The following is a 22,991-nucleotide window of genomic DNA, read 5'->3' on the forward strand; positions in this document are numbered from 1 at the left end:
CGACTCCGTTACTTGTCAGCAACCTTGACAGTGATATGGCAAGACCGCTTGACGATGCGATCAGCACGGCCTTTGGCACGTGGCATGATGCGCTTCAGCGAACGCCCTTCGTTGACGAAAACGGTGCTGACCTTCAGGTCATCAACGTCTGCGCCTTCGTTATGCTCGGCGTTGGCTACGGCCGACTCCAGCACTTTCTTCATGATCTCGGCGGCTTTCTTACTGCTGAAAGCCAACAGGTTGAGCGCTTCGCCCACCTTCTTCCCGCGGATCTGGTCGGCGACCAAGCGGGCTTTCTGGGCGGAGATTCGAGCGCCCGACAACTTAGCGGCTACTTCCATTTCCTAACCCCTTAACGCTTGGCTTTCTTGTCTGCCACGTGCCCGCGATAAGTGCGGGTACCGGCGAACTCGCCCAGTTTGTGGCCGACCATGTCTTCGTTCACGAGAACTGGGACGTGCTGACGACCGTTGTGTACTGCGATGGTCAGACCGACCATTTGTGGCAGGATCATCGAACGACGCGACCAGGTTTTCACCGGTTTGCGATCGTTCTTTTCCGCCGCCACTTCGATCTTCTTCAGTAGGTGAAGATCGATAAAAGGACCTTTTTTCAGAGAACGTGGCACTGTCGTATCCCTCTATTTACTTGCGACGACGGACGATCATTTTGTCGGTACGCTTATTACCACGAGTCTTCGCGCCCTTAGTCGGGAAGCCCCATGGCGATACCGGATGACGACCACCAGAGGTACGACCTTCACCACCACCATGTGGGTGGTCAACCGGGTTCATGGCAACACCACGAACGGTTGGGCGAACGCCACGCCAGCGTTTGGCACCGGCTTTACCCAGCGAACGCAGGCTGTGCTCGGAGTTCGAGACTTCGCCCAGGGTCGCACGGCATTCAGCCAGGACTTTACGCATTTCACCGGAACGCAGACGCAGGGTAACGTACACGCCTTCACGAGCGATCAGCTGAGCCGAAGCACCAGCGGAACGAGCGATCTGTGCGCCTTTACCTGGCTTCAGTTCGATGCCGTGTACGGTAGAACCGACTGGAATGTTGCGCAGTTGCAGAGCGTTGCCTGGCTTGATTGGAGCCAGAGCGCCTGCGATCAGCTGGTCGCCAGCACTCACGCCTTTAGGGGCGATGATGTAGCGGCGCTCGCCGTCTGCGTAGCAGAGCAGTGCGATGTGAGCAGTACGGTTTGGATCGTATTCGATACGCTCGACAGTGGCGACGATGCCATCTTTGTCGTTGCGACGGAAATCGACCATACGGTAATGCTGCTTATGACCACCACCGATGTGACGAGTGGTAATACGGCCATTGTTGTTACGACCACCAGTCTTCGATTTCTTCTCGAGCAGCGGTGCGTGAGGAGCGCCTTTATGCAGCTCCTGGTTGACCACCTTGACCACAAAACGGCGGCCAGGGGAAGTCGGTTTGCATTTAACGATTGCCATGATGCACCCCTTCCTTACTCAGCACTGCTGCTGAAATCGAGATCTTGGCCTGGCTGAAGGGAGATAACTGCCTTCTTCCAGTCATTACGCTTGCCCAGACCGCGAGCAGTGCGCTTGCTCTTACCCAGAACATTCAGGGTAGTTACACGCTCTACTTTCACGCTGAACAGGCTTTCGACGGCCTTCTTGATTTCCAGCTTGGTTGCGTCAGTAGCAACCTTGAAAACGAACTGGCCTTTCTTGTCTGCCAGAACCGTAGCCTTCTCGGAAACGTGCGGGCCAAGCAGAACTTTAAATACGCGTTCCTGGTTCATCCCAGCAGCTCCTCGAATTTCTTCACGGCCGACACGGTGATCAACACCTTGTCGTATGCGATCAGACTAACTGGATCGGAACCTTGCACGTCACGTACATCTACGTGTGGCAGGTTACGAGCAGCCAGGTACAGGTTCTGATCAACAGCGTCCGACACGATCAGAACGTCGGTCAGGCTCATGTTGTTCAGCTTGCCCAGCAGGTCTTTGGTTTTCGGCGTTTCAACGGCGAAATCCTGAACCACGACCAGACGATCAGTACGCACCAGCTCAGCAAGGATGGAACGCATTGCTGCGCGATACATCTTCTTGTTCAGCTTCTGGGAGTGATCCTGAGGACGAGCTGCGAAAGTGGTACCGCCGCCACGCCAGATTGGGCTACGGATAGTACCGGCACGAGCACGGCCAGTACCTTTCTGACGCCATGGGCGCTTGCCGCCACCACGAACGTCGGAACGGGTCTTTTGCTGCTTGGAACCCTGACGGCCGCCGGCCATGTAGGCCACGACTGCTTGGTGAACCAGCGTCTCGTTGAATTCGCCGCCAAATGTCAGTTCGGAAACTTCGATCGCTTGAGCGTCATTTACATTTAATTGCATGTCAGCTTCCCCTTAACCGCGAGCCTTGGCTGCTGGACGTACAACCAAGTTGCCGCCAGTAGCGCCAGGAACAGCGCCCTTGACCAACAACAGATTGCGTTCAGCGTCCACGCGCACTACTTCGAGGGACTGCACGGTCACGCGCTCAGCGCCCATATGACCGGACATTTTTTTGCCCTTGAATACACGACCAGGAGTCTGGCACTGGCCGATAGAGCCTGGAACGCGGTGGGATACGGAGTTACCGTGGGTGTTATCTTGCCCGCGGAAATTCCAACGCTTGATCGTACCCTGGAAGCCTTTACCCTTGGACTGACCGGTTACATCAACCAGTTGACCAGCGGCGAAGATTTCAGCGTTGATCAGATCGCCGGCCTGGTACTCGCCTTCTTCAAGGCGGAATTCCATTACGGTACGACCAGCGGCAACGTTCGCTTTAGCGAAGTGGCCAGCCTGAGCTGCTGTTACACGCGAAGCACGACGCTCGCCGACAGTGACTTGCACTGCACGATAGCCATCGGTCTCTTCAGTTTTGAACTGGGTGACGCGATTCGGCTCGATCTCAATGACCGTGACCGGAATGGAGACACCTTCTTCGGTGAAAATACGGGTCATACCGCATTTACGACCGACTACACCAATAGTCATGTTGTAAACCTCATGAGTGTACGGGGCTTTCACCCGCTATGGCCGCCCATTTCAGAGCGTTACACGACTAAGACCGAGTCTTAGCCGAGGCTGATCTGCACTTCCACACCGGCCGCAAGATCAAGCTTCATAAGAGCATCAACGGTTTTATCCGTTGGCTGGACGATGTCCAGAACGCGCTTATGAGTACGGATCTCGTACTGGTCACGCGCGTCTTTGTTGACGTGCGGGGAGACCAGAACGGTGAACCGCTCTTTACGGGTAGGCAGTGGAATTGGACCACGCACTTGAGCACCAGTACGTTTCGCGGTTTCCACGATTTCCTGGGTTGATTGGTCGATCAGGCGATGGTCGAAAGCCTTCAACCTGATACGGATTTGCTGATTTTGCATTGGATTTCAGACTCCGGCTGCTATTCCCACCGAGCGCAATACGCCCGTTAAAAGGAGGCGCAATTCTATAGACGCCCCAGATAGGTGTCAACCCAATAAAAAAGCCCCCGCTGAGCGGGGGCTTTTCAAAGCATCGAAGCTATCTCAAAAGAGATGCTTACTCGATGATTTTGGCTACGACGCCAGCGCCGACGGTACGACCGCCTTCACGGATAGCGAAACGCAGGCCGTCTTCCATTGCGATGGTCTTGATCAGGGTAACTTCCATCTGGATGTTGTCACCTGGCATTACCATTTCAACGCCTTCTGGCAGCTGGCAGTTACCAGTCACGTCAGTAGTACGGAAGTAGAACTGTGGACGGTAGCCTTTGAAGAACGGAGTGTGACGACCGCCTTCTTCCTTGCTCAGAACGTAAACTTCTGCGGTGAACTTGGTGTGCGGCTTAACCGAACCCGGCTTAACCAGAACCTGGCCACGCTCAACGTCGTCACGCTTGGTACCACGCAGCAGAACGCCGCAGTTCTCGCCAGCACGACCTTCGTCGAGCAGCTTGCGGAACATCTCAACACCGGTGCAGGTGGTGGTGGTGGTGTCACGCAGACCAACGATTTCCAGTGCATCTTGAACGCGAACGATACCGCGCTCGATACGACCAGTCACAACAGTACCACGACCCGAGATCGAGAATACGTCTTCGATTGGCATCAGGAATGGCTTGTCGATAGCACGCTCTGGTTCTGGGATGTAGCTGTCCAGAGTCTCAACCAGTTTACGAACGGCAGTGGTGCCCATTTCGTTGTCGTCTTTGCCTTCCAGCGCCATACGAGCCGAACCGATGATGATTGGAGTGTCATCGCCCGGGAAGTCGTAGGTGGACAGCAGGTCGCGAACTTCCATCTCGACCAGTTCCAGCAGCTCAGCGTCGTCTACCAGGTCAGCCTTGTTCAGGAAAACCACGATGTACGGAACGCCTACCTGACGGGACAGCAGGATGTGCTCACGGGTTTGTGGCATCGGACCATCAGCGGCCGAGCAAACCAGGATCGCGCCGTCCATCTGGGCAGCACCGGTGATCATGTTCTTCACATAGTCAGCGTGACCTGGGCAGTCAACGTGAGCGTAGTGACGGATCTTCGAGTTGTACTCGACGTGCGCGGTGTTGATGGTGATACCACGAGCTTTTTCTTCTGGAGCGCTGTCGATTTTATCGAAATCAACGATTGCGGAACCGAAAACTTCGGAGCAAACGCGAGTCAGAGCTGCGGTCAGAGTGGTTTTACCGTGGTCAACGTGACCGATGGTGCCAACGTTGACGTGCGGTAGGGAACGATCAAATTTTTCTTTAGCCACGACAATTAACTCCTTGCCTAAAGGACTGAATCAGCCTTGTTTTTTGGTAACGGTTTCGACGATGTGCGACGGAGCCGTATTGTATTTTTTGAATTCCATAGAGTAGCTTGCGCGACCCTGGGACATCGAACGAACGTCGGTCGCATAACCGAACATCTCGCCCAACGGAACTTCAGCACGGATCACCTTACCGGAAACCGTGTCTTCCATACCCAGAATCATGCCGCGACGACGATTGAGGTCGCCCATCACGTCACCCATATAGTCTTCAGGCGTAACAACCTCTACCGCCATGATCGGCTCGAGCAACTCACCACCACCCTTCTGGGCCAGTTGCTTGGTCGCCATGGAAGCAGCCACCTTAAACGCCATCTCGTTCGAGTCGACGTCGTGGTAAGAACCATCAAACACGGTAGCCTTCAGGCCGATCAGCGGATAGCCGGCAACTACGCCGTTCTTCATCTGCTCTTCGATACCCTTCTGGATAGCCGGGATGTATTCCTTAGGAACCACACCACCCACTACTTCGTTCACGAATTGCAGACCTTCCTGACCTTCGTCAGCAGGAGCAAAACGGATCCAGCAATGGCCGAACTGGCCACGACCGCCGGACTGACGAACGAACTTGCCTTCGATTTCGCAGTTCTTCGTGATGCGCTCACGATACGAAACCTGAGGCTTACCGATGTTGGCTTCGACGTTGAACTCACGGCGCATCCGGTCAACCAGGATGTCCAGGTGCAACTCGCCCATGCCAGAGATGATCGTTTGACCAGTCTCTTCATCAGTCTTGACGCGGAAAGACGGGTCTTCCTGAGCAAGTTTGCCCAGAGCGATACCCATTTTTTCCTGGTCATCCTTGGTCTTAGGCTCAACGGCAACCGAAATAACCGGCTCCGGGAAGTCCATGCGAACCAGGATGATTGGCTTGTCAGCGTTGCACAAGGTTTCACCAGTGGTGACGTCCTTCATGCCGATCAGGGCCGCGATGTCGCCAGCGCGTACTTCCTTGATCTCTTCACGGGCGTTTGCGTGCATTTGCACCATACGACCCACACGCTCTTTCTTGCCTTTGACCGAGTTGATCACGCCGTCGCCGGAGGCCAACACGCCCGAGTAAACACGAACGAAGGTCAAGGTACCCACGAATGGGTCGGTAGCGATCTTGAACGCCAGAGCCGAGAACGGCTCGTTGTCGTCTGCATGACGCTCCATCTGCTTTTCCTCGTCATCCGGGTCAGTACCCTTGATGGCAGGAATGTCGGTTGGAGCCGGCAGGTAGTCGATAACGGCGTCGAGAACCAGGGGAACGCCCTTGTTCTTGAAGGAAGAACCGCAAACAGCCAGAACGATCTCACCAGCGATAGTACGCTGACGCAGAGCACCCTTGATTTCCTCGATGGAGAGTTCTTCCCCTTCGAGGTACTTGTTCATCAGCTCTTCGCTGGCTTCGGCCGCAGCCTCAACCATGTTGTTGCGCCACTCTTCAGCCAGTTCCTGCAGTTCAGCAGGGATGGCTTCACGACGAGGAGTCATACCCTTGTCGGCATCGTTCCAGTAAACGGCTTCCATGGTCATCAGATCGATCTGACCCTGGAAGTTGTCTTCGGAACCGATAGCCAACTGGATAGGCACCGGAGTGTGACCCAGACGCTGCTTGATCTGAGCGATCACGCGCAGGAAGTTCGCACCGGCACGGTCCATCTTGTTCACGTAAACGATACGTGGAACGCCGTACTTGTTGGCTTGACGCCATACGGTTTCGGACTGAGGCTCAACGCCGGAGGTGCCGCAGAACACAACGACCGCGCCGTCGAGTACACGCAGGGAACGCTCAACTTCAATGGTGAAGTCTACGTGGCCCGGGGTATCGATGACGTTGAAGCGGTATTGGTCTTTGTGCTGCTTGGCCGAACCCTGCCAGAAGGCGGTAATGGCAGCAGAAGTAATGGTAATACCACGCTCCTGCTCCTGAACCATCCAGTCAGTGGTCGCAGCGCCGTCATGCACTTCGCCCATCTTGTGGCTTTTGCCAGTGTAAAAAAGGACGCGCTCGGTGGTGGTGGTTTTACCAGCATCCACGTGAGCAACGATACCGATGTTACGGTAGCGATTAATCGGTGTAGTACGAGCCATAAAGCCCTCGCAAAATGAGTGACGCTAGAATTAGAAGCGGTAGTGCGAGAAAGCCTTGTTGGCTTCAGCCATACGGTGCACGTCTTCACGCTTCTTAACTGCAGCACCTTTACCTTCGGCGGCGTCCAACAGTTCGCCAGCCAAACGCAGAGCCATAGACTTCTCGCCGCGCTTGCGGGCGAAGTCTACCAACCAGCGCATTGCCAGAGCGTTACGACGGGAAGGACGAACCTCGACCGGAACCTGGTAAGTAGCACCACCAACGCGGCGCGACTTCACTTCGACCAGCGGAGCGATGGCGTCGAGTGCTTTTTCGAAGAGTTCCAGGGGATCGGTGCCGGCCTTACGAGCCTTCACGGTATCCAGGGCACCATAAACGATACGCTCGGCAACGGCTTTCTTGCCGCTTTCCATTACGTGGTTCATGAATTTGGCGAGGATTTGGCTTCCGTATTTCGGATCGTCCAGAATCTCACGCTTGGCTGCTACGCGACGTCTTGGCATTGATAAGCCCTCAAACGGTCTTCAGGTTAGCCCGGGACAGATCCTGTGGATACGTGCCCGACCTTACTCTTATCGACTCAATAAAATGAATAACTGCAAAACGGCCGATTACTTCGGACGCTTGGTACCGTACTTCGAACGACCCTGGTTACGACCCTTAACACCGGAAGTATCCAACGAACCGCGAACGGTGTGGTAACGAACACCTGGCAAGTCTTTTACACGGCCGCCGCGGATCAGTACCACGCTGTGCTCTTGCAGGTTGTGGCCTTCACCGCCGATGTACGAGGAAACCTCGAAACCGTTGGTCAGGCGCACACGGCATACTTTACGCAGTGCCGAGTTAGGTTTTTTCGGCGTGGTGGTGTACACACGGGTGCACACGCCACGGCGTTGCGGGCAGTTCTGCAGCGCAGGCACGTCGGATTTCTCGACGATACGCTTACGCGGCTGACGTACCAGCTGGTTGATAGTTGCCATCTACTAGCTCCACTGTTGTCTTGCGACGCTATTGTCTTGCAAGAAAAGCAAAATGGCAGGAACGAGTTCCCGCCAAATTTAGGGGTACAAGAGTCTAAAGAGGATCTTGTCCCCAGTCAAGGCAAGGCCCCGCCCTCCCCGCTCATCCAATCTCGACAATTTGTCTCGACTCGATGAACGGAGTGACCAGGGCCTCACACTCATTTACCGCAGAACTCAGTTACCGCTCGAGTTCAGCGCTTCGGTCAGTGCAGCTTCCACTTCACTGGCGCTTACGCGCAACGGTTTGTCTGCGTCACGGCGACGCTTACGCTCGCTGTGATAAGCCAGACCGGTACCGGCCGGGATCAGACGACCCACGACCACGTTTTCTTTCAGGCCACGCAGGTAATCGCGCTTGCCGGTTACCGCCGCTTCGGTCAGTACGCGGGTGGTTTCCTGGAAGGAAGCCGCCGAGATGAACGATTCGGTGGACAACGACGCCTTGGTGATACCCAGCAGTACACGAGTGAACTTGGAGACAAACTTGTCTTCAGTCGCCAGGCGCTCGTTCTCTACCAGTACGTGAGTCAGTTCCATCTGGTCGCCCTTGATGAAACTGGAATCGCCGGATTCAGCGATTTCAACTTTACGCAGCATCTGACGCAGGATGGTCTCGATGTGCTTGTCGTTGATCTTCACGCCTTGCAGACGGTAAACGTCCTGGATCTCGTTAACGATGTACTTGGCCAGCGCACTCACACCCAGCAGACGCAGGATGTCGTGTGGATCGCTCGGACCGTCGGAGATAACTTCGCCGCGGTTTACCTGTTCGCCTTCGAACACGTTCAGGTGACGCCACTTCGGAATCAGCTCTTCGTACGGATCGCTACCGTCGTTCGGGGTAATGACCAGACGGCGCTTGCCCTTGGTCTCTTTACCGAACGCGATGGTGCCGCTGACTTCAGCCAGAATCGACGCTTCTTTCGGACGACGGGCTTCGAACAGGTCGGCAACACGCGGCAGACCACCGGTGATGTCACGGGTCTTCGAAGTTTCTTGCGGAATACGAGCGATAACATCACCGATCGCAATCTTCGCACCGTCCGCTACACCGACCAGGGCGTTGGCTGGCAGGAAGTACTGAGCGATAACGTCAGTGCCTGGCAGCAACAGATCCTTGCCGTTGTCGTCGACCATCTTAACGGCTGGACGGATGTCCTTACCGGCAGCTGGACGGTCTTTGGCGTCGAGTACTTCAATGTTGGTCATACCGGTCAATTCGTCAGTCTGACGCTTGATCGTGATGCCTTCTTCCATGCCCACGTAGGTCACGGTACCTTTCATTTCGGTAACGATCGGGTGAGTGTGCGGATCCCACTTGGCCACGATGGCGCCAGCGTCGACCTTGTCACCTTCTTTAACCGAAATCACGGCACCGTACGGCAGCTTGTAACGCTCACGCTCACGACCGAAGTCATCAGCGATGGCCAGCTCACCGGAACGGGACACGGCTACCAGGTGACCGTCCACTCGCTCAACGTGCTTCAGGTTATGCAGACGGACGGTACCGCCATTCTTCACCTGAACGCTGTCGGCTGCGGAGGTCCGGCTTGCCGCACCACCGATGTGGAACGTACGCATCGTCAGCTGGGTACCCGGCTCACCGATGGACTGGGCAGCGATAACGCCGACCGCTTCACCGATGTTCACCTGGTGACCACGAGCCAGGTCACGGCCGTAGCACTTGGCGCAAATGCCGTAGCGGGTTTCGCAGCTGATCGGCGAACGCACGATCACTTCGTCGATGCTGTTCAGCTCGATGAACTCGACCCACTTCTCGTCTACCAGGGTGCCAGCAGGAACGATGACGTCCTCGGTACCCGGCTTGAATACGTCACGGGCAATAACACGACCCAATACGCGCTCACCCAACGGCTCTACAACGTCACCGCCTTCAATGTGCGGAGTCATCAGCAGACCGTGTTCGGTGCCGCAATCGATCTCGGTTACAACCAGATCCTGCGCCACGTCTACCAGACGACGAGTCAGGTAACCCGAGTTCGCCGTTTTCAACGCGGTATCCGCCAGACCTTTACGAGCACCGTGAGTGGAGATGAAGTACTGAAGTACGCTCAAACCTTCACGGAAGTTCGCAGTAATCGGCGTTTCAATGATGGAGCCGTCCGGCTTGGCCATCAGGCCACGCATACCGGCGAGCTGACGAATCTGTGCTGCGGAACCCCGCGCACCCGAGTCGGCCATCATGTACATCGAGTTGAACGATTCCTGGTCGACTTCGACGCCATGACGGTCGATGACTTTCTCTTTCGAGAGGTTGGCCATCATCGCCTTGGAAACTTCGTCGTTCGCCTTGGACCAAAGGTCGATCACTTTGTTGTACTTCTCGCCCTGGGTTACCAGGCCGGAGGCGTACTGGCTCTCGATCTCTTTCACTTCGTCGGTGGCAGCACCGATGATGCGGGCTTTTTCATCCGGAATAACGAAGTCGTTAACGCCGATGGAAACGCCGGAGATGGTCGAGTAGGCAAAACCGGTGTACATCAACTGGTCAGCGAAGATAACGGTCTCTTTCAGACCAACCACGCGGTAGCACTGGTTGATCAGCTTGGAGATCGCCTTTTTCTTCATCGGCAGGTTGACGACGTCGTACGACAGGCCTTTTGGCACAACCTGGAACAACAGCGCACGGCCGACAGTGGTGTCGACGATACGGGTGTTGGTCACGCTGCCGCCGTCACGGTCGTTGACGGTTTCGTTGATCCGGACTTTGACCTTGGCGTGCAGTGCGGCTTCGCCGGCACGGAACACACGGTCAACTTCCTGCAGATCCGCGAATACACGACCTTCGCCCTTGGCGTTGATCGCTTCACGCGTCATGTAGTACAGACCCAATACAACGTCCTGCGACGGAACGATGATTGGCTCACCGTTGGCTGGCGACAGAATGTTGTTGGTCGACATCATCAACGCACGCGCTTCCAGCTGGGCTTCCAGCGTCAGCGGTACGTGCACGGCCATTTGGTCGCCGTCGAAGTCGGCGTTGTACGCGGCGCAGACCAGCGGGTGCAGCTGGATAGCCTTACCTTCGATCAGTACCGGTTCAAACGCCTGGATACCCAGACGGTGAAGGGTCGGTGCACGGTTGAGAAGAACCGGGTGTTCGCGAATCACTTCAGCGAGAACGTCCCAAACTTCCGGCAGCTCGCGCTCGACCATCTTCTTGGCAGCCTTGATGGTGGTCGCAAGACCACGCATTTCCAGCTTGCCGAAAATGAACGGCTTGAACAGCTCGAGAGCCATCTTCTTCGGCAGACCGCACTGGTGCAGACGCAGGGTCGGACCTACGGTAATTACCGAACGGCCGGAGTAGTCAACACGCTTACCGAGCAAGTTCTGACGGAAACGACCCTGCTTACCCTTGATCATGTCAGCCAGGGATTTCAGAGGACGCTTGTTGGAACCTGTGATAGCGCGGCCACGACGACCGTTGTCGAGCAGTGCGTCGACGGCTTCCTGCAACATACGTTTTTCGTTGCGCACGATGATGTCCGGAGCGGACAGATCCAGCAGGCGCTTCAAACGGTTGTTACGGTTGATCACTCGACGATACAGGTCGTTGAGGTCGGAAGTCGCGAAGCGACCGCCATCCAGCGGGACCAGTGGACGCAGATCTGGCGGCAGAACCGGCAGAACGGTCAGCACCATCCACTCTGGCAGGTTGCCGGAACCCTGGAAGGCTTCCATCAACTTCAGACGCTTGGACAGCTTCTTGATCTTGGTTTCCGAGTTGGTTTGCGGAATTTCTTCACGCAGACGGCCAATCTCGTGTTCCAGGTCGATAGCGTGCAGCAGTTCGCGGACAGCTTCGGCACCCATGCGGGCATCGAAATCGTCGCCGAACTCTTCCAGCGCTTCGAAGTACTGCTCGTCGTTCAGCAGCTGACCCTTTTCAAGGGTGGTCATGCCTGGATCGATTACGACGTAGCTCTCGAAGTAGAGAACGCGTTCGATATCACGCAGGGTCATGTCCATCAGCAAGCCGATACGGGACGGCAGCGATTTCAGGAACCAGATGTGGGCAACCGGCGAGGCCAGCTCGATGTGCGCCATGCGCTCACGACGAACTTTTGCCAGCGCGACTTCAACGCCGCACTTCTCGCAGATCACACCGCGGTGCTTCAAGCGCTTGTACTTACCGCACAGGCACTCGTAATCCTTTACCGGGCCAAAGATCTTGGCGCAGAACAGGCCGTCACGCTCAGGTTTGAACGTACGGTAGTTGATGGTTTCCGGCTTTTTAACTTCACCGAACGACCACGAACGGATCATCTCAGGCGATGCCAATCCGATACGGATGGCGTCGAACTCTTCGACTTGACCCTGGTTTTTCAGCAAATTCAGTAGGTCTTTCAAGGCCTTTCCTCCTGGCGGAGCAGAGAGCGGGCAATCCTGCCCCGCTCTCGATTCGCGTCACGTGTTATTCGGTTTCCAGATCGATATCGATGCCGAGGGAACGAATTTCCTTGATCAACACGTTGAAGGACTCGGGCATGCCCGGCTCCATACGGTGATCGCCATCCACGATGTTTTTGTACATCTTGGTACGGCCGTTCACATCGTCCGACTTCACTGTGAGCATTTCTTGCAGAGTGTAAGCGGCACCGTATGCTTCCAGTGCCCAGACCTCCATCTCCCCGAAACGCTGACCACCGAACTGCGCCTTACCACCCAGCGGCTGCTGGGTAACCAGGCTGTACGAACCGGTAGAACGCGCGTGCATCTTGTCGTCTACCAAGTGGTTCAGCTTCAGCATGTACATGTAGCCAACGGTAACCGGGCGCTCGAACTTGTTGCCGGTACGGCCGTCGGTCAGCTGCATCTGGCCGCTTTCTGGCAGGTCCGCCAGTTTCAGCATGGCCTTGATTTCGCTTTCCTTGGCGCCGTCGAACACTGGAGTGGCCATTGGAACGCCGCCACGCAGGTTTTGAGCCAGGTCCAGGATTTCCTGATCCGAGAAGTCATCGAGGCTTTCCTGACGACCGCCGATCTCGTTGTAGATCTCGTGCAGGAACTTACGCAGCTCGGCAACCTTGCGCTGCTCTTCAATCATGCGGTTGATCTTCTCGCCCAGACCTTTGGCCGCGAGGCCCAGGTGGGTTTCAAGGATCTGACCAACGTTCATACGCGAAGGTACGCCCAACGGGTTGAGGACGACGTCGACCGGGGTGCCATTGGCATCGTGCGGCATGTCTTCAACCGGCATGATCACGGAGACCACACCCTTGTTACCGTGACGACCGGCCATCTTGTCGCCCGGCTGGATGCGACGACGGATTGCCAGGTAGACCTTGACGATTTTCAGCACGCCTGGAGCCAGGTCATCGCCTTGCTGCAGCTTGCGCTTCTTGTCTTCGAACTTGTCGTCCAGCAGACGGCGACGATCAACGATGTAGGCCTGGGCCTTCTCGAGCTGCTCGTTCAGAGCGTCTTCAGCCATGCGCAGTTTGAACCACTGGCCGTGCTCAAGACCGTCGAGAACTTCGTCGGTGATGTCCTGGCCTTTCTTCAGACCGGCGCCGCCTTCGGCTTTGTGGCCGACCAGAGCGGAACGCAGACGTTCGAAAGTAGCACCTTCAACGATACGGAACTCTTCGTTCAGGTCCTTGCGGATCTCGTCCAGCTGGGACTTCTCGATCGACAGGGCACGAGCATCACGCTCAACGCCGTCGCGGGTGAAGACCTGCACGTCGATGACAGTACCTTTGGTACCGGTAGGTACACGCAGGGAAGTGTCTTTAACGTCGCTGGCTTTTTCACCGAAGATCGCACGCAGCAGCTTTTCTTCCGGAGTCAGTTGGGTCTCGCCTTTCGGAGTGACCTTACCCACCAGGATGTCGCCTGCGCCAACTTCAGCACCTACGTAAACGATACCGGCTTCGTCCAGCTTGTTCAGTGCCGCTTCACCCACGTTCGGGATGTCGGCAGTGATTTCCTCTGGGCCAAGCTTGGTGTCACGGGCCACACAGGTCAGTTCCTGGATGTGGATCGTGGTGAAACGGTCTTCCTGAACAACACGCTCGGACAGGCAGATGGAGTCTTCGAAGTTGAAGCCGTTCCATGCCATGAACGCGATGCGCATGTTCTGACCCAGAGCCAGTTCACCCATGTCGGTGGACGGACCGTCGGCCATGATGTCGCTACGCTGAACCCGATCACCCTTACGCACCAGCGGACGCTGGTTGATGCAGGTGTTCTGGTTGGAGCGGGTGTATTTGGTCAGGTTGTAGATGTCGACACCGGCTTCACCGGTTTCAACTTCGTCATCGGCAACACGAACCACGATACGGCTGGCGTCGACGGAGTCGATCACGCCACCACGACGAGCCACGACGCAAACGCCGGAGTCACGGGCTACGTTACGCTCCATGCCGGTACCTACCAGCGGCTTGTCAGCGCGCAGGGTCGGTACAGCTTGACGCTGCATGTTCGAACCCATCAACGCACGGTTGGCGTCGTCGTGCTCGAGGAACGGAATCAGCGACGCAGCAACCGAAACTACCTGCTTCGGCGATACGTCCATCAAGGTGACGTCTTCCGGCGCCTTGACGGTGAATTCGTTCAAGTGACGAACAGCTACCAGCTCGTCGATCAGGACTTTCTTGTCGTTCATCGTGGCCGAAGCCTGAGCGATCACGTGATCAGCTTCTTCGATGGCGGACAGGAACACGATCTCGTCGGTGACCAGAGCGTCTTTCACCACGCGGTACGGGCTCTCGAGGAAGCCGTACTGGTTGGTGCGCGCATAAGCGGCCAGGGAGTTGATCAGACCGATGTTCGGACCTTCCGGCGTTTCGATCGGGCATACACGACCGTAGTGAGTCGGGTGTACGTCACGAACTTCAAAGCCGGCACGCTCACGCGTCAGACCGCCAGGGCCGAGTGCAGAAACACGACGCTTGTGGGTAATCTCGGACAGCGGGTTGTTCTGGTCCATGAACTGGGACAGCTGGCTGGAACCGAAGAACTCTTTCACCGCCGCAGCCACTGGCTTGGCGTTGATCAGGTCTTGCGGCATCAGGCCTTCGCTTTCAGCCATCGACAGACGCTCTTTGACCGCACGCTCAACACGCACCAGGCCAACGCGGAACTGGTTCTCGGCCATTTCGCCTACGCAGCGAACACGACGGTTACCCAGGTGGTCGATGTCATCGACGATGCCTTTACCGTTACGGATGTCGACCAGGGTCTTCAGTACCGCGACGATGTCTTCCTTGCACAGCACGCCCGAACCTTCGATCTCGGTGCGACCGATACGACGGTTGAACTTCATCCGGCCGACCGCAGACAGGTCATAGCGCTCAGGGCTGAAGAACAGGTTGTTGAACAGGGTCTCGGCAGCGTCTTTGGTTGGCGGCTCGCCAGGACGCATCATGCGATAGATCTCGACCAGCGCTTCCAGTTGGTTGCTGGTGGAGTCGATCTTCAAGGTGTCGGAGACGAACGGACCGCAGTCGATATCGTTGGTGTACAGAGTTTCGATGCGAACAACGCCGGCCTTGGCGATTTTTGCCAGGATCTCGGTGTTCAGCTCGGTGTTGCACTCTGCCAGGATTTCGCCGGTTGCCGGATGCACGATGACCTTGGCGGTTGTGCGGCCCAGGACGTAGTCCAGAGGCACATCCAGCTCTTTGATACCGGCTTTTTCCAGCTGGTTGATGTGGCGAGCGGTGATACGACGACCCTGCTCGACAATAACCTTGCCTTTGTCATCCTGAATATCGAGGACAGCGATTTCACCGCGCAGGCGCTGAGGCACCAGCTCCAGGCTCAGGGTCTCGCCCTTCACGTGGAATACGTTGGTGGTGTAGAACGCGTCCAGCACTTCTTCGGTGGTATAGCCGAGCGCGCGCAGCAGTACCGATGCAGGCAGCTTGCGACGACGGTCGATACGCACGAATACGCAGTCTTTCGGGTCGAACTCGAAGTCCAGCCACGAACCGCGGTAAGGAATGATGCGCGCGGAGTACAGCAGTTTACCGGAGCTGTGCGTCTTGCCACGGTCGTGGTCGAAGAACACGCCCGGGGAACGGTGCAGCTGGGAAACGATTACACGCTCGGTACCGTTGATTACGAAGGTACCGTTTTCAGTCATCAGGGGAATTTCACCCATGTAGACTTCTTGCTCTTTGATGTCCTTGATCGCTTTGTTCGACGATTCTTTGTCGAAAATGATCAGGCGCACTTTTACCCGCAAAGGTACGGCGTAAGTTACACCGCGCAATACGCATTCTTTGACATCAAATGCCGGTTCGCCCAGACGATATCCGACGTACTCCAGCGCAGCATTGCCGGAGTAGCTGATGATCGGGAAAACGGATTTGAAGGCCGCATGCAGGCCCACGTCGCGGAACTGATCTTTAGTCGCTCCCGCTTGCAAGAATTCACGATACGAATCCAGCTGGATGGCCAGGAGGTACGGCACATCCATGACGTCCGGCAACTTGCTAAAGTCCTTGCGGATACGTTTTTTCTCAGTATATGAGTAAGCCATCAGCGTTCCCCAGCTTGGTCACCTGCTTGTTTGGCCCCTCCCGACGGGAGCAGCCAGAAAATCGTGCAAACCCCATGGTTTGCGCCACCGCATCGGGTGGTTACAGCACGTTATCGGCACCGACCCAGTCGGCTGCCAATAACGGAAAAAGGCCGGTGGCAAGAGCCACCAGCCATCAGCCTGTCGCTTAACGCTCGGGCTGGAGGAGCAAAGTCGATGCTTACTTCAGCTCGACTTTAGCGCCTGCTTCTTCCAGAGCTGCTTTGGCTTTGTCAGCTGCGTCTTTGGCAACAGCTTCCAGAACCATGGCAGGAGCGCCGTCAACTACAGCCTTGGCTTCTTTCAGGCCCAGACCGGTCAGTTCACGTACAGCCTTGATCACGTTAACTTTCTTCTCGCCAGCTTCGGTCAGCATGACGTTGAATTCGGTTTGCTCTTCAGCAACGGCAGCAGCAACAGCTGGACCAGCCGATGCAGCAGCAGCGGTAACACCGAATTTTTCTTCGAAAGCTTTGATCAGCTCAACAACTTCCATTACGGACATGTTGCCAACTGCTTCAAGGATATCGTTCTGAGAGATAGACATGAATCTAATTCCTGATATTGGGGACGGCCTACGCGACCATCGAAAAAAACAAAAAACGCGAGAAGTTGACGAGCCTTAGGCTGCAGCAGCTTCTTTCTGGTCGCGAATTGCCGCCAGAGTACGAGCCAATTTGCTGGTAGCGCCTTGAATCACGCTCATCAGCTGAGAAATTGCTTCGTCACGGGTCGGCAGAGTTGCCAGTACGTCGATTTGGTTAGCTGCGAGGAACTTGCCCTCGAACGCAGCTGCCTTGATCTCGAACTTGTCCTGACCCTTTGCGAATTCCTTGAAGATCCGGGCAGCAGCGCCTGGATGTTCCTTGGAGAACGCAATCAGGGTAGGGCCGGTGAACACGTCGTTGAGGACACTGAATTCAGTGTCAGCAACAGCGCGCTTGAGCAGGGTGTTACGTACAACACGTACGTAAACGCCAGCTTCACGAGCCTCTTTACGGAGTCCGGTCATCGCGCCTACTGTTACGCCACGGGCATCAGCCACGACAGCGGACAGAGCGACTTTGGCAGCCTCGTTGACTTCAGCGACGATGGCCTTCTTGTCTTCGAGTTTAATTGCCACGGGTTTAACTCCTGCTTGTTACCGTTTCATCTGGTCGAAACCGGATGTCGTTTTGGTGTCTGATTCGGTAAGGAACCGGGAGCACCATCTGCGTAGGCTTGTGGTTTAAGACTTGCGTCGCCTACGGTCTTGGATAGCCCCCGCCAGGCAGGGACCCCAATTTTTCAATTGGCGCAATCGCTTGCGCCAATTTGTGTCTTACGCGTCGAGCGAGCTCTGGTCGATAACCAGACCTGGGCCCATGGTGGTGCTCAGGGTAACGCGCTTGACGTAGATGCCTTTCGAGGAAGCTGGCTTGATACGCTTCAAATCAGCGATCAGGGCTTCAACGTTTTCCTTCAGCTTGACGGCATCGAAGCCGATCTTGCCAACGGAAGTGTGGATGATGCCGTTTTTGTCGGTGCGATAACGAACCTGACCAGCCTTGGCGTTTTTAACCGCGGTAGCTACGTCTGGAGTCACGGTGCCGACTTTAGGGTTAGGCATCAGACCACGTGGACCGAGGATCTGACCCAACTGACCTACAACGCGCATTGCATCCGGGGATGCGATCACTACGTCATAGTTCAGGTCGCCGCCTTTCATTTCGGCAGCCAGGTCGTCCATGCCTACACGGTCAGCGCCGGCAGCCAGAGCGGCTTCAGCAGCTGGACCCTGGGTGAACACAGCAACGCGAACGGTCTTGCCAGTGCCGTGTGGCAGCACGGTAGCGCTACGAACGACCTGGTCGGATTTACGCGGGTCAACACCCAGGTTTACAGCTACGTCGAACGACTCGCTGAACTTGACAGTCGACAGCTCGGCCAGCAGGGCAGCAGCGTCTACAAAGTTGTAGGCCTTGCCTGCTTCGATTTTGCCGGCGATAGCCTTTTGACGCTTGGTCAGCTTAGCCATTACACACCCTCCACGTTAAGGCCCATGCTACGAGCAGAACCGGCGATGGTACGCACGGCTGCTTCCATATCAGCTGCAGTCAGATCCGCGTTTTTGGTTTTCGCGATTTCTTCCAGCTGAGCACGAGTTACGGTGCCAACCTTAACGGTGTTCGGACGAGCGGAACCGCTGGTCAGACCGGCCGCCTTCTTCAGCAGAACCGAAGCAGGGGTGGATTTGGTTTCGAAAGTGAAGCTACGGTCGCTGTAGACAGTGATGATCACTGGAGTCGGCAGACCTGGTTCAAGACCCTGGGTACGGGCGTTGAAAGCCTTGCAGAATTCCATGATGTTCACGCCGTGCTGACCCAGAGCAGGACCAACAGGTGGGCTTGGGTTAGCCTGAGCGGCCTTCACTTGCAGCTTGATGTAAGCGGTAATCTTCTTGGCCATGAGGCACTCCAATTACGGGTTCGAACGCCTCGAGAGGCTCCCCGGTTACTTGCGCGTTTATCCCAGTGACGACAAAACCCCACAGCCTACGGCTGCGGGGTTGGGATTTTTGCCCAGCTAGACCTTTTCGACCTGGCTGAACTCGAGCTCCACCGGAGTAGAGCGACCGAAAATGAGCACTGCGACCTGAATCCGGCTCTTTTCGTAGTTAACTTCTTCAACAACACCTGTAAAGTCCGCGAATGGACCGTCATTGACACGTACCGACTCGCCCGGCTCGAACAACGTCTTCGGCTTCGGCTTGTCGCTACCGTCAGCAACGCGGCGCAGAATCGCTTCTGCTTCCTTATCGGTGATCGGTGCAGGCTTGTCGGCGGTACCGCCGATGAAACCCATCACCCGAGGAGTATCCTTGACCAAGTGCCAAGTACCCTCGTTCATATCCATCTGCACCAGCACGTAGCCAGGGAAGAATTTGCGTTCGCTTTTGCGCTTCTGGCCATTACGCATTTCAACCACTTCTTCAGTGGGAACCAGAATCTCGCCGAAGCCGTCTTCCATACCGGCCAGCTTTACGCGCTCGATCAGCGAGCGCATTACATGCTTCTCGTAACCGGAGTAAGCATGCACAACATACCAACGCTTAGCCACGGGACACCCTTAGCCGACAATCAAGGAAACAAGCCAGCCGAGCAGGGAATCAAGCCCCCACAACAGCAACGCCATAACCAGAACAACAGCCACCACAATCAGGGTGGTCTGCGTGGTTTCTTGGCGAGTTGGCCAAACGACTTTACGAATCTCGGTGCGAGCTTCCTTAACCAGTACAAAGAAAGACTTGCCCTTGACCGTCTGCAGGCCTACAAAGGCAGCTACGGCAGCAATGGCAAGCAATGCGAGTACGCGGTACAGGATCGGCGAAGCAGAAAAGTACTGATTGCCAACAACGCCAACAACCACCAGAGCGACTACTACAAGCCACTTGAGGAGGTCGAAACGAGAGCCTTGAGCTTCAGCTTTAGGAGTCATCTATGAAGATCCTGTGAAAAGAAAGCCAGACACACCAGGTGAATCTGGCAGGTCAGGAGGGAATCGAACCCCCAACCTACGGTTTTGGAGACCGTCGCTCTGCCAATTGAGCTACTGACCTAAAACAAAATCAGGCCGACCATTATGCCGACCCGAAAAAGACTTTACAACACTTACCAGGCAATCCCGACTGCAACACCAGCATCTATGACACTGGCAACCCCGAAAGCATAACGAGGCGCAACCACAACCACCTAAAACAAAGGCAGATATTTTCATATCTGCCTTGTTATATGGAGCTCTTGAGCGGATTTGAACCGCTGACCTCACCCTTACCAAGGGTGTGCTCTACCAACTGAGCTACAAGAGCGTAACACTGTGCAAAACCTGTAAACTTGGAGCGGGTAGCGGGAATCGAACCCGCATCATCAGCTTGGAAGGCTGAGGTTCTACCACTAAACTATACCCGCGAGGCTTACAGCTCTCGCTAAAAATGGTGGAGGGGGAAGGATTCGAACCTTCGAAGTCGTAGACGTCAGATTTACAGTCTGATCCCTTTGGCCGCTCGGGAACCCCTCCTAAGCGAGCCAGCATTCTACATCATGCCAGCCTTCTGTCAAGCATTTTCTCAATTAAATCTTGAGGTTAGCTGCGTTGACTCGCTTCACTTCGTTGACCGTTTCCGGTGTTCGCTGTGGAGCGGGCGCCATTCTATGCAAACTATTCAGTGGGCGCAACCCCCTCGCACGGCATTATTTTATGTTTTAACTCATTGAATTCTTTAGAAAGGTTTTGCAACTGCAGATCGTCCAGCCAACGCCGGCTTTCCGGCGCAATACGCACCCAATACCCTGCGCTTTCCGAGCCCCTGGGCAGGGATTGGTATTTGACCTCCATCCCGCTCAACCGCCGCTCAACCGCCTGCGCGGCGTCCTGGCGCGTGTAACCCCCCAGATAAAGGCAACCATTGTCTGGCGAGACAGCTTTAGCCTTGTCTTTGGGGGCGTCACCCGCTTCGCTCAACAGTCGTATATCCTGCTGAGACCCGCGATACAGACTCAAAGGCGTGACATCCTTGGCGCGCAGCGGCGCCTCTTGTTGATGCCAGATGTAGTAAAAGCCATTGAGGACAAGCAGCAGCAGAAACAACCAACGCATAAAAACCTCAGGACAAGGGACAGGCCATGGCCAATCCGACAAACACCAAGTCCGGAACCACCCTGGCCTGAGGCACGACCTCAGAAACCAGGCTCGCATCCCCCCCGGTGAGGAATACGACAAAGTCCTCACCCCAGTAGCTGCGCGCCAACTCGAGCTGAGTCATTACGAAGCCGCGCAACATCAGCAAACAACCACGCTCGACAGCCTCGACAGTCGCACGACCCGGAACAAGACTTTCCAGAGCCTGCTCCGCCGCCAGATCCCCGTAACGAATTTTTCGCGTATGGGTACGCAACTGGTTACGCATCAACGGCATGCCCGGACAGATGAAACCACCCAGGTGCTCGCCATCAGAAGCGATAAAGTCCGCAGTCACGGCCGTACCGAAGTCGAGCACCAGGCACGCACCTGAAGCCAGATGAAAGCCTCCCAGCATTGCAAGCCACCGATCCAGGCCCAGCCGCTCAAATTCTTCATAACCGTTGCGCACGCCTGACATTTCGCGAGCAGGCGCTGCGCTCACTATCGGCACATCAAAGGTATCCTTCAGCAATGACGTCAGCGCACCAGTCTCTTCCGCTGTCCTGACGCTCACCAGCCGGCAAAACGTGAGGGCAAGCCCTTTGAGCTCCCCTAACCCCTCAAGCAATGCGAGATTGGAATCGACAACCCCCTCACCAAGCACCTGCCCGGCGTTCGCCGCAAGCACGCGCCACTTGATGAAACTATTCCCACAATCGAGCTCAAGAATCATCACGCAACCTCAGGCTCAATTCACCACCACTGAAGACTTTCTCCACACCATCCACCTTCAGGCGCAGTGCACCCTGGCCATCAATACCAAGCACTTCACCATCTATTTGATTGACACCGGCAATCAACGACACGCCTCGCCCCTGCCACAGGTGATTCTGCTCCCACTCCGACTGGATGGCCAAAAAACCACCCGCCTGATGACGAGCCAGGTACCGCTGCAGCACCTCCCCCAACATGGCGACCAATTGGTTGCGATCAAACAATTTGCCTGATTCGAGCCGCATGGATGTCCATTGCTGGTCCACCTCGTCAGCGGACTGCATGTTCACATTGATTCCCACCCCCAGAACCACGTGGCACACATCAGCAGGGTCACCGACCAGCTCGAGCAATATCCCAGCGATCTTTTTCTGACCCACCAGGACATCGTTGGGCCACTTCAATCCAGCGGCCGCAATACCCAGCTCACGCAACGTCTGCAAAACAGCGAGCCCAACGACGAGACTCAAGCCCTCCAACTGACGCATCCCACCATCAATGCGCAGCACCAGGCTGTAATAGACGTTTTCAGCGAAGGGACTGACCCATTTGCGACCCCGTCGCCCGCGCCCGGCCGTCTGCCGCTCCGAGAGCACAATAAAGGGCGCAGCCTGCCCCCGCTCTATGGCACGCAGCGCCTCGGCGTTCGTGGAATCGATTGAGTGGTAAACGTGGACGGGCCAGTCGCAGGAAATCGCCCGGGCACTGATCTCGGAAGGATCGAGCAGCGCTAATGGCGCGGACAATTGATAGCCACGCCCACGAACTTTATGAATGGACAATCCCAGCTCAGCTTCTAAATGCTGAAGCTGCTTCCACACGGCGCTACGACTGACGCCCAGGGCAGCACCCAATGCTTGACCCGAATGGAATCGGCCATCTTTAAGAAGCTTTAACAACGTCAGCATGCAGGTCTCGCCTCACAATGAGGCCCGCATGATAGCCACGCGCCGAGCTATTGCATAGAAATCCAGTAGCCGTGACTTTCCTGCGGACAAAAACAAAACCCCAACTGCTTTCGCAATTGGGGTTTCGGAATTTAATCTTGACGATGACCTACTCTCACATGGGG

At 55.9% G+C, this 22,991-nt stretch carries 22 protein-coding genes and 4 tRNA genes; all 26 read right to left on the reverse strand.

Annotated elements, in window-relative coordinates:
- Positions 1-8: 8 nt before the first annotated feature.
- Complete coding sequence (rplV, locus tag AC07YV_RS22320; protein ID WP_003103908.1) at positions 9-341, reverse strand: 50S ribosomal protein L22; 333 nt, start codon at positions 339-341, stop codon at positions 9-11.
- A gap of 11 nt (positions 342-352) precedes the next feature.
- Positions 353-628, reverse strand: a complete 276-nt coding sequence (rpsS, locus tag AC07YV_RS22325) for a 30S ribosomal protein S19 (protein WP_002555486.1) — start codon at positions 626-628, stop codon at positions 353-355.
- Positions 629-644: 16 nt separating this feature from the next.
- Entirely contained in the window at positions 645-1,469 is an 825-nt protein-coding gene (gene rplB, locus AC07YV_RS22330) for a 50S ribosomal protein L2 (protein WP_003228734.1), read from the reverse strand.
- Between the two features lie 14 nt (positions 1,470-1,483).
- Positions 1,484-1,783 carry a 50S ribosomal protein L23 gene (gene rplW / locus AC07YV_RS22335; RefSeq protein WP_002555488.1) on the reverse strand — a complete coding sequence of 100 codons (300 nt, stop codon included), beginning with the start codon at positions 1,781-1,783 and terminating at the stop codon, positions 1,484-1,486.
- A complete protein-coding gene (rplD, locus tag AC07YV_RS22340; RefSeq protein ID WP_003228735.1) occupies positions 1,780-2,382 on the reverse strand; it encodes a 50S ribosomal protein L4 in 603 nt (200 codons plus the stop codon). The genes rplW and rplD overlap by 4 nt, the downstream gene beginning before the upstream one ends.
- A 12-nt stretch (positions 2,383-2,394) precedes the next feature.
- Positions 2,395-3,030 carry a 50S ribosomal protein L3 gene (gene rplC, locus AC07YV_RS22345; RefSeq protein WP_003186059.1) on the reverse strand — a complete coding sequence of 212 codons (636 nt, stop codon included), beginning with the start codon at positions 3,028-3,030 and terminating at the stop codon, positions 2,395-2,397.
- An 80-nt stretch (positions 3,031-3,110) separates the two neighbouring features.
- Entirely contained in the window at positions 3,111-3,422 is a 312-nt protein-coding gene (gene rpsJ / locus AC07YV_RS22350) for a 30S ribosomal protein S10 (RefSeq protein ID WP_003186070.1), read from the reverse strand.
- Between the two features lie 157 nt (positions 3,423-3,579).
- Positions 3,580-4,773, reverse strand: coding sequence for an elongation factor Tu (tuf, locus tag AC07YV_RS22355; RefSeq protein WP_008053875.1), 1,194 nt, complete (start codon positions 4,771-4,773; stop codon positions 3,580-3,582).
- 30 nt (positions 4,774-4,803) lie between these two features.
- Positions 4,804-6,909 (reverse strand): elongation factor G, encoded by a 2,106-nt coding sequence (gene fusA / locus AC07YV_RS22360; protein ID WP_057400627.1) that lies wholly within the window; start codon positions 6,907-6,909, stop codon positions 4,804-4,806.
- 30 nt (positions 6,910-6,939) lie between these two features.
- Positions 6,940-7,413 (reverse strand): 30S ribosomal protein S7, encoded by a 474-nt coding sequence (gene rpsG / locus AC07YV_RS22365; RefSeq protein WP_007970418.1) that lies wholly within the window; start codon positions 7,411-7,413, stop codon positions 6,940-6,942.
- A 108-nt stretch (positions 7,414-7,521) separates the two neighbouring features.
- A complete protein-coding gene (gene rpsL / locus AC07YV_RS22370) occupies positions 7,522-7,893 on the reverse strand; it encodes a 30S ribosomal protein S12 (RefSeq protein ID WP_003186084.1) in 372 nt (123 codons plus the stop codon).
- 216 nt (positions 7,894-8,109) lie between these two features.
- On the reverse strand, positions 8,110-12,309 hold the full coding sequence (rpoC, locus tag AC07YV_RS22375; protein ID WP_007970416.1) for a DNA-directed RNA polymerase subunit beta': 4,200 nt from the start codon (positions 12,307-12,309) through the stop codon (positions 8,110-8,112).
- A gap of 64 nt (positions 12,310-12,373) precedes the next feature.
- Positions 12,374-16,447, reverse strand: a complete 4,074-nt coding sequence (gene rpoB, locus AC07YV_RS22380) for a DNA-directed RNA polymerase subunit beta (protein ID WP_007970415.1) — start codon at positions 16,445-16,447, stop codon at positions 12,374-12,376.
- A 220-nt stretch (positions 16,448-16,667) separates the two neighbouring features.
- Positions 16,668-17,033: a 50S ribosomal protein L7/L12 gene (rplL, locus tag AC07YV_RS22385; RefSeq protein ID WP_007970414.1), complete on the reverse strand. Its 366-nt coding sequence runs from the start codon at positions 17,031-17,033 to the stop codon at positions 16,668-16,670.
- 75 nt (positions 17,034-17,108) lie between these two features.
- Entirely contained in the window at positions 17,109-17,609 is a 501-nt protein-coding gene (gene rplJ, locus AC07YV_RS22390) for a 50S ribosomal protein L10 (protein ID WP_007970413.1), read from the reverse strand.
- A 198-nt stretch (positions 17,610-17,807) separates the two neighbouring features.
- Positions 17,808-18,503: a 50S ribosomal protein L1 gene (gene rplA, locus AC07YV_RS22395; protein WP_003186095.1), complete on the reverse strand. Its 696-nt coding sequence runs from the start codon at positions 18,501-18,503 to the stop codon at positions 17,808-17,810.
- Entirely contained in the window at positions 18,503-18,934 is a 432-nt protein-coding gene (rplK, locus tag AC07YV_RS22400) for a 50S ribosomal protein L11 (RefSeq protein ID WP_007933726.1), read from the reverse strand. The genes rplA and rplK overlap by 1 nt, the downstream gene beginning before the upstream one ends.
- A gap of 117 nt (positions 18,935-19,051) precedes the next feature.
- The gene (nusG, locus tag AC07YV_RS22405; RefSeq protein ID WP_007984405.1) at positions 19,052-19,585 is read right to left on the reverse strand and encodes a transcription termination/antitermination protein NusG; all 534 of its coding nucleotides are present in this window, start codon (positions 19,583-19,585) and stop codon (positions 19,052-19,054) included.
- A 9-nt stretch (positions 19,586-19,594) separates the two neighbouring features.
- Positions 19,595-19,963, reverse strand: coding sequence for a preprotein translocase subunit SecE (gene secE, locus AC07YV_RS22410; RefSeq protein WP_007984402.1), 369 nt, complete (start codon positions 19,961-19,963; stop codon positions 19,595-19,597).
- A gap of 45 nt (positions 19,964-20,008) precedes the next feature.
- Positions 20,009-20,084: transfer RNA gene (locus AC07YV_RS22415), tRNA-Trp, on the reverse strand.
- Positions 20,085-20,257: 173 nt separating this feature from the next.
- Positions 20,258-20,333: transfer RNA gene (locus AC07YV_RS22420), tRNA-Thr, on the reverse strand.
- A gap of 26 nt (positions 20,334-20,359) precedes the next feature.
- A tRNA-Gly gene (locus AC07YV_RS22425) sits at positions 20,360-20,433 on the reverse strand.
- Positions 20,434-20,457: 24 nt separating this feature from the next.
- A tRNA-Tyr gene (locus AC07YV_RS22430) sits at positions 20,458-20,542 on the reverse strand.
- A gap of 141 nt (positions 20,543-20,683) precedes the next feature.
- Positions 20,684-21,121 (reverse strand): hypothetical protein, encoded by a 438-nt coding sequence (locus AC07YV_RS22435; protein WP_102701283.1) that lies wholly within the window; start codon positions 21,119-21,121, stop codon positions 20,684-20,686.
- A gap of 7 nt (positions 21,122-21,128) precedes the next feature.
- Positions 21,129-21,878 carry a pantothenate kinase gene (locus AC07YV_RS22440; RefSeq protein ID WP_102701284.1) on the reverse strand — a complete coding sequence of 250 codons (750 nt, stop codon included), beginning with the start codon at positions 21,876-21,878 and terminating at the stop codon, positions 21,129-21,131.
- Positions 21,868-22,827, reverse strand: a complete 960-nt coding sequence (gene birA, locus AC07YV_RS22445; RefSeq protein WP_102701285.1) for a bifunctional biotin--[acetyl-CoA-carboxylase] ligase/biotin operon repressor BirA — start codon at positions 22,825-22,827, stop codon at positions 21,868-21,870. The genes AC07YV_RS22440 and birA overlap by 11 nt, the downstream gene beginning before the upstream one ends.
- Positions 22,828-22,991: the final 164 nt, after the last annotated feature.

This window comes from Pseudomonas sp. GW456-E7 (assembly GCF_059424105.1).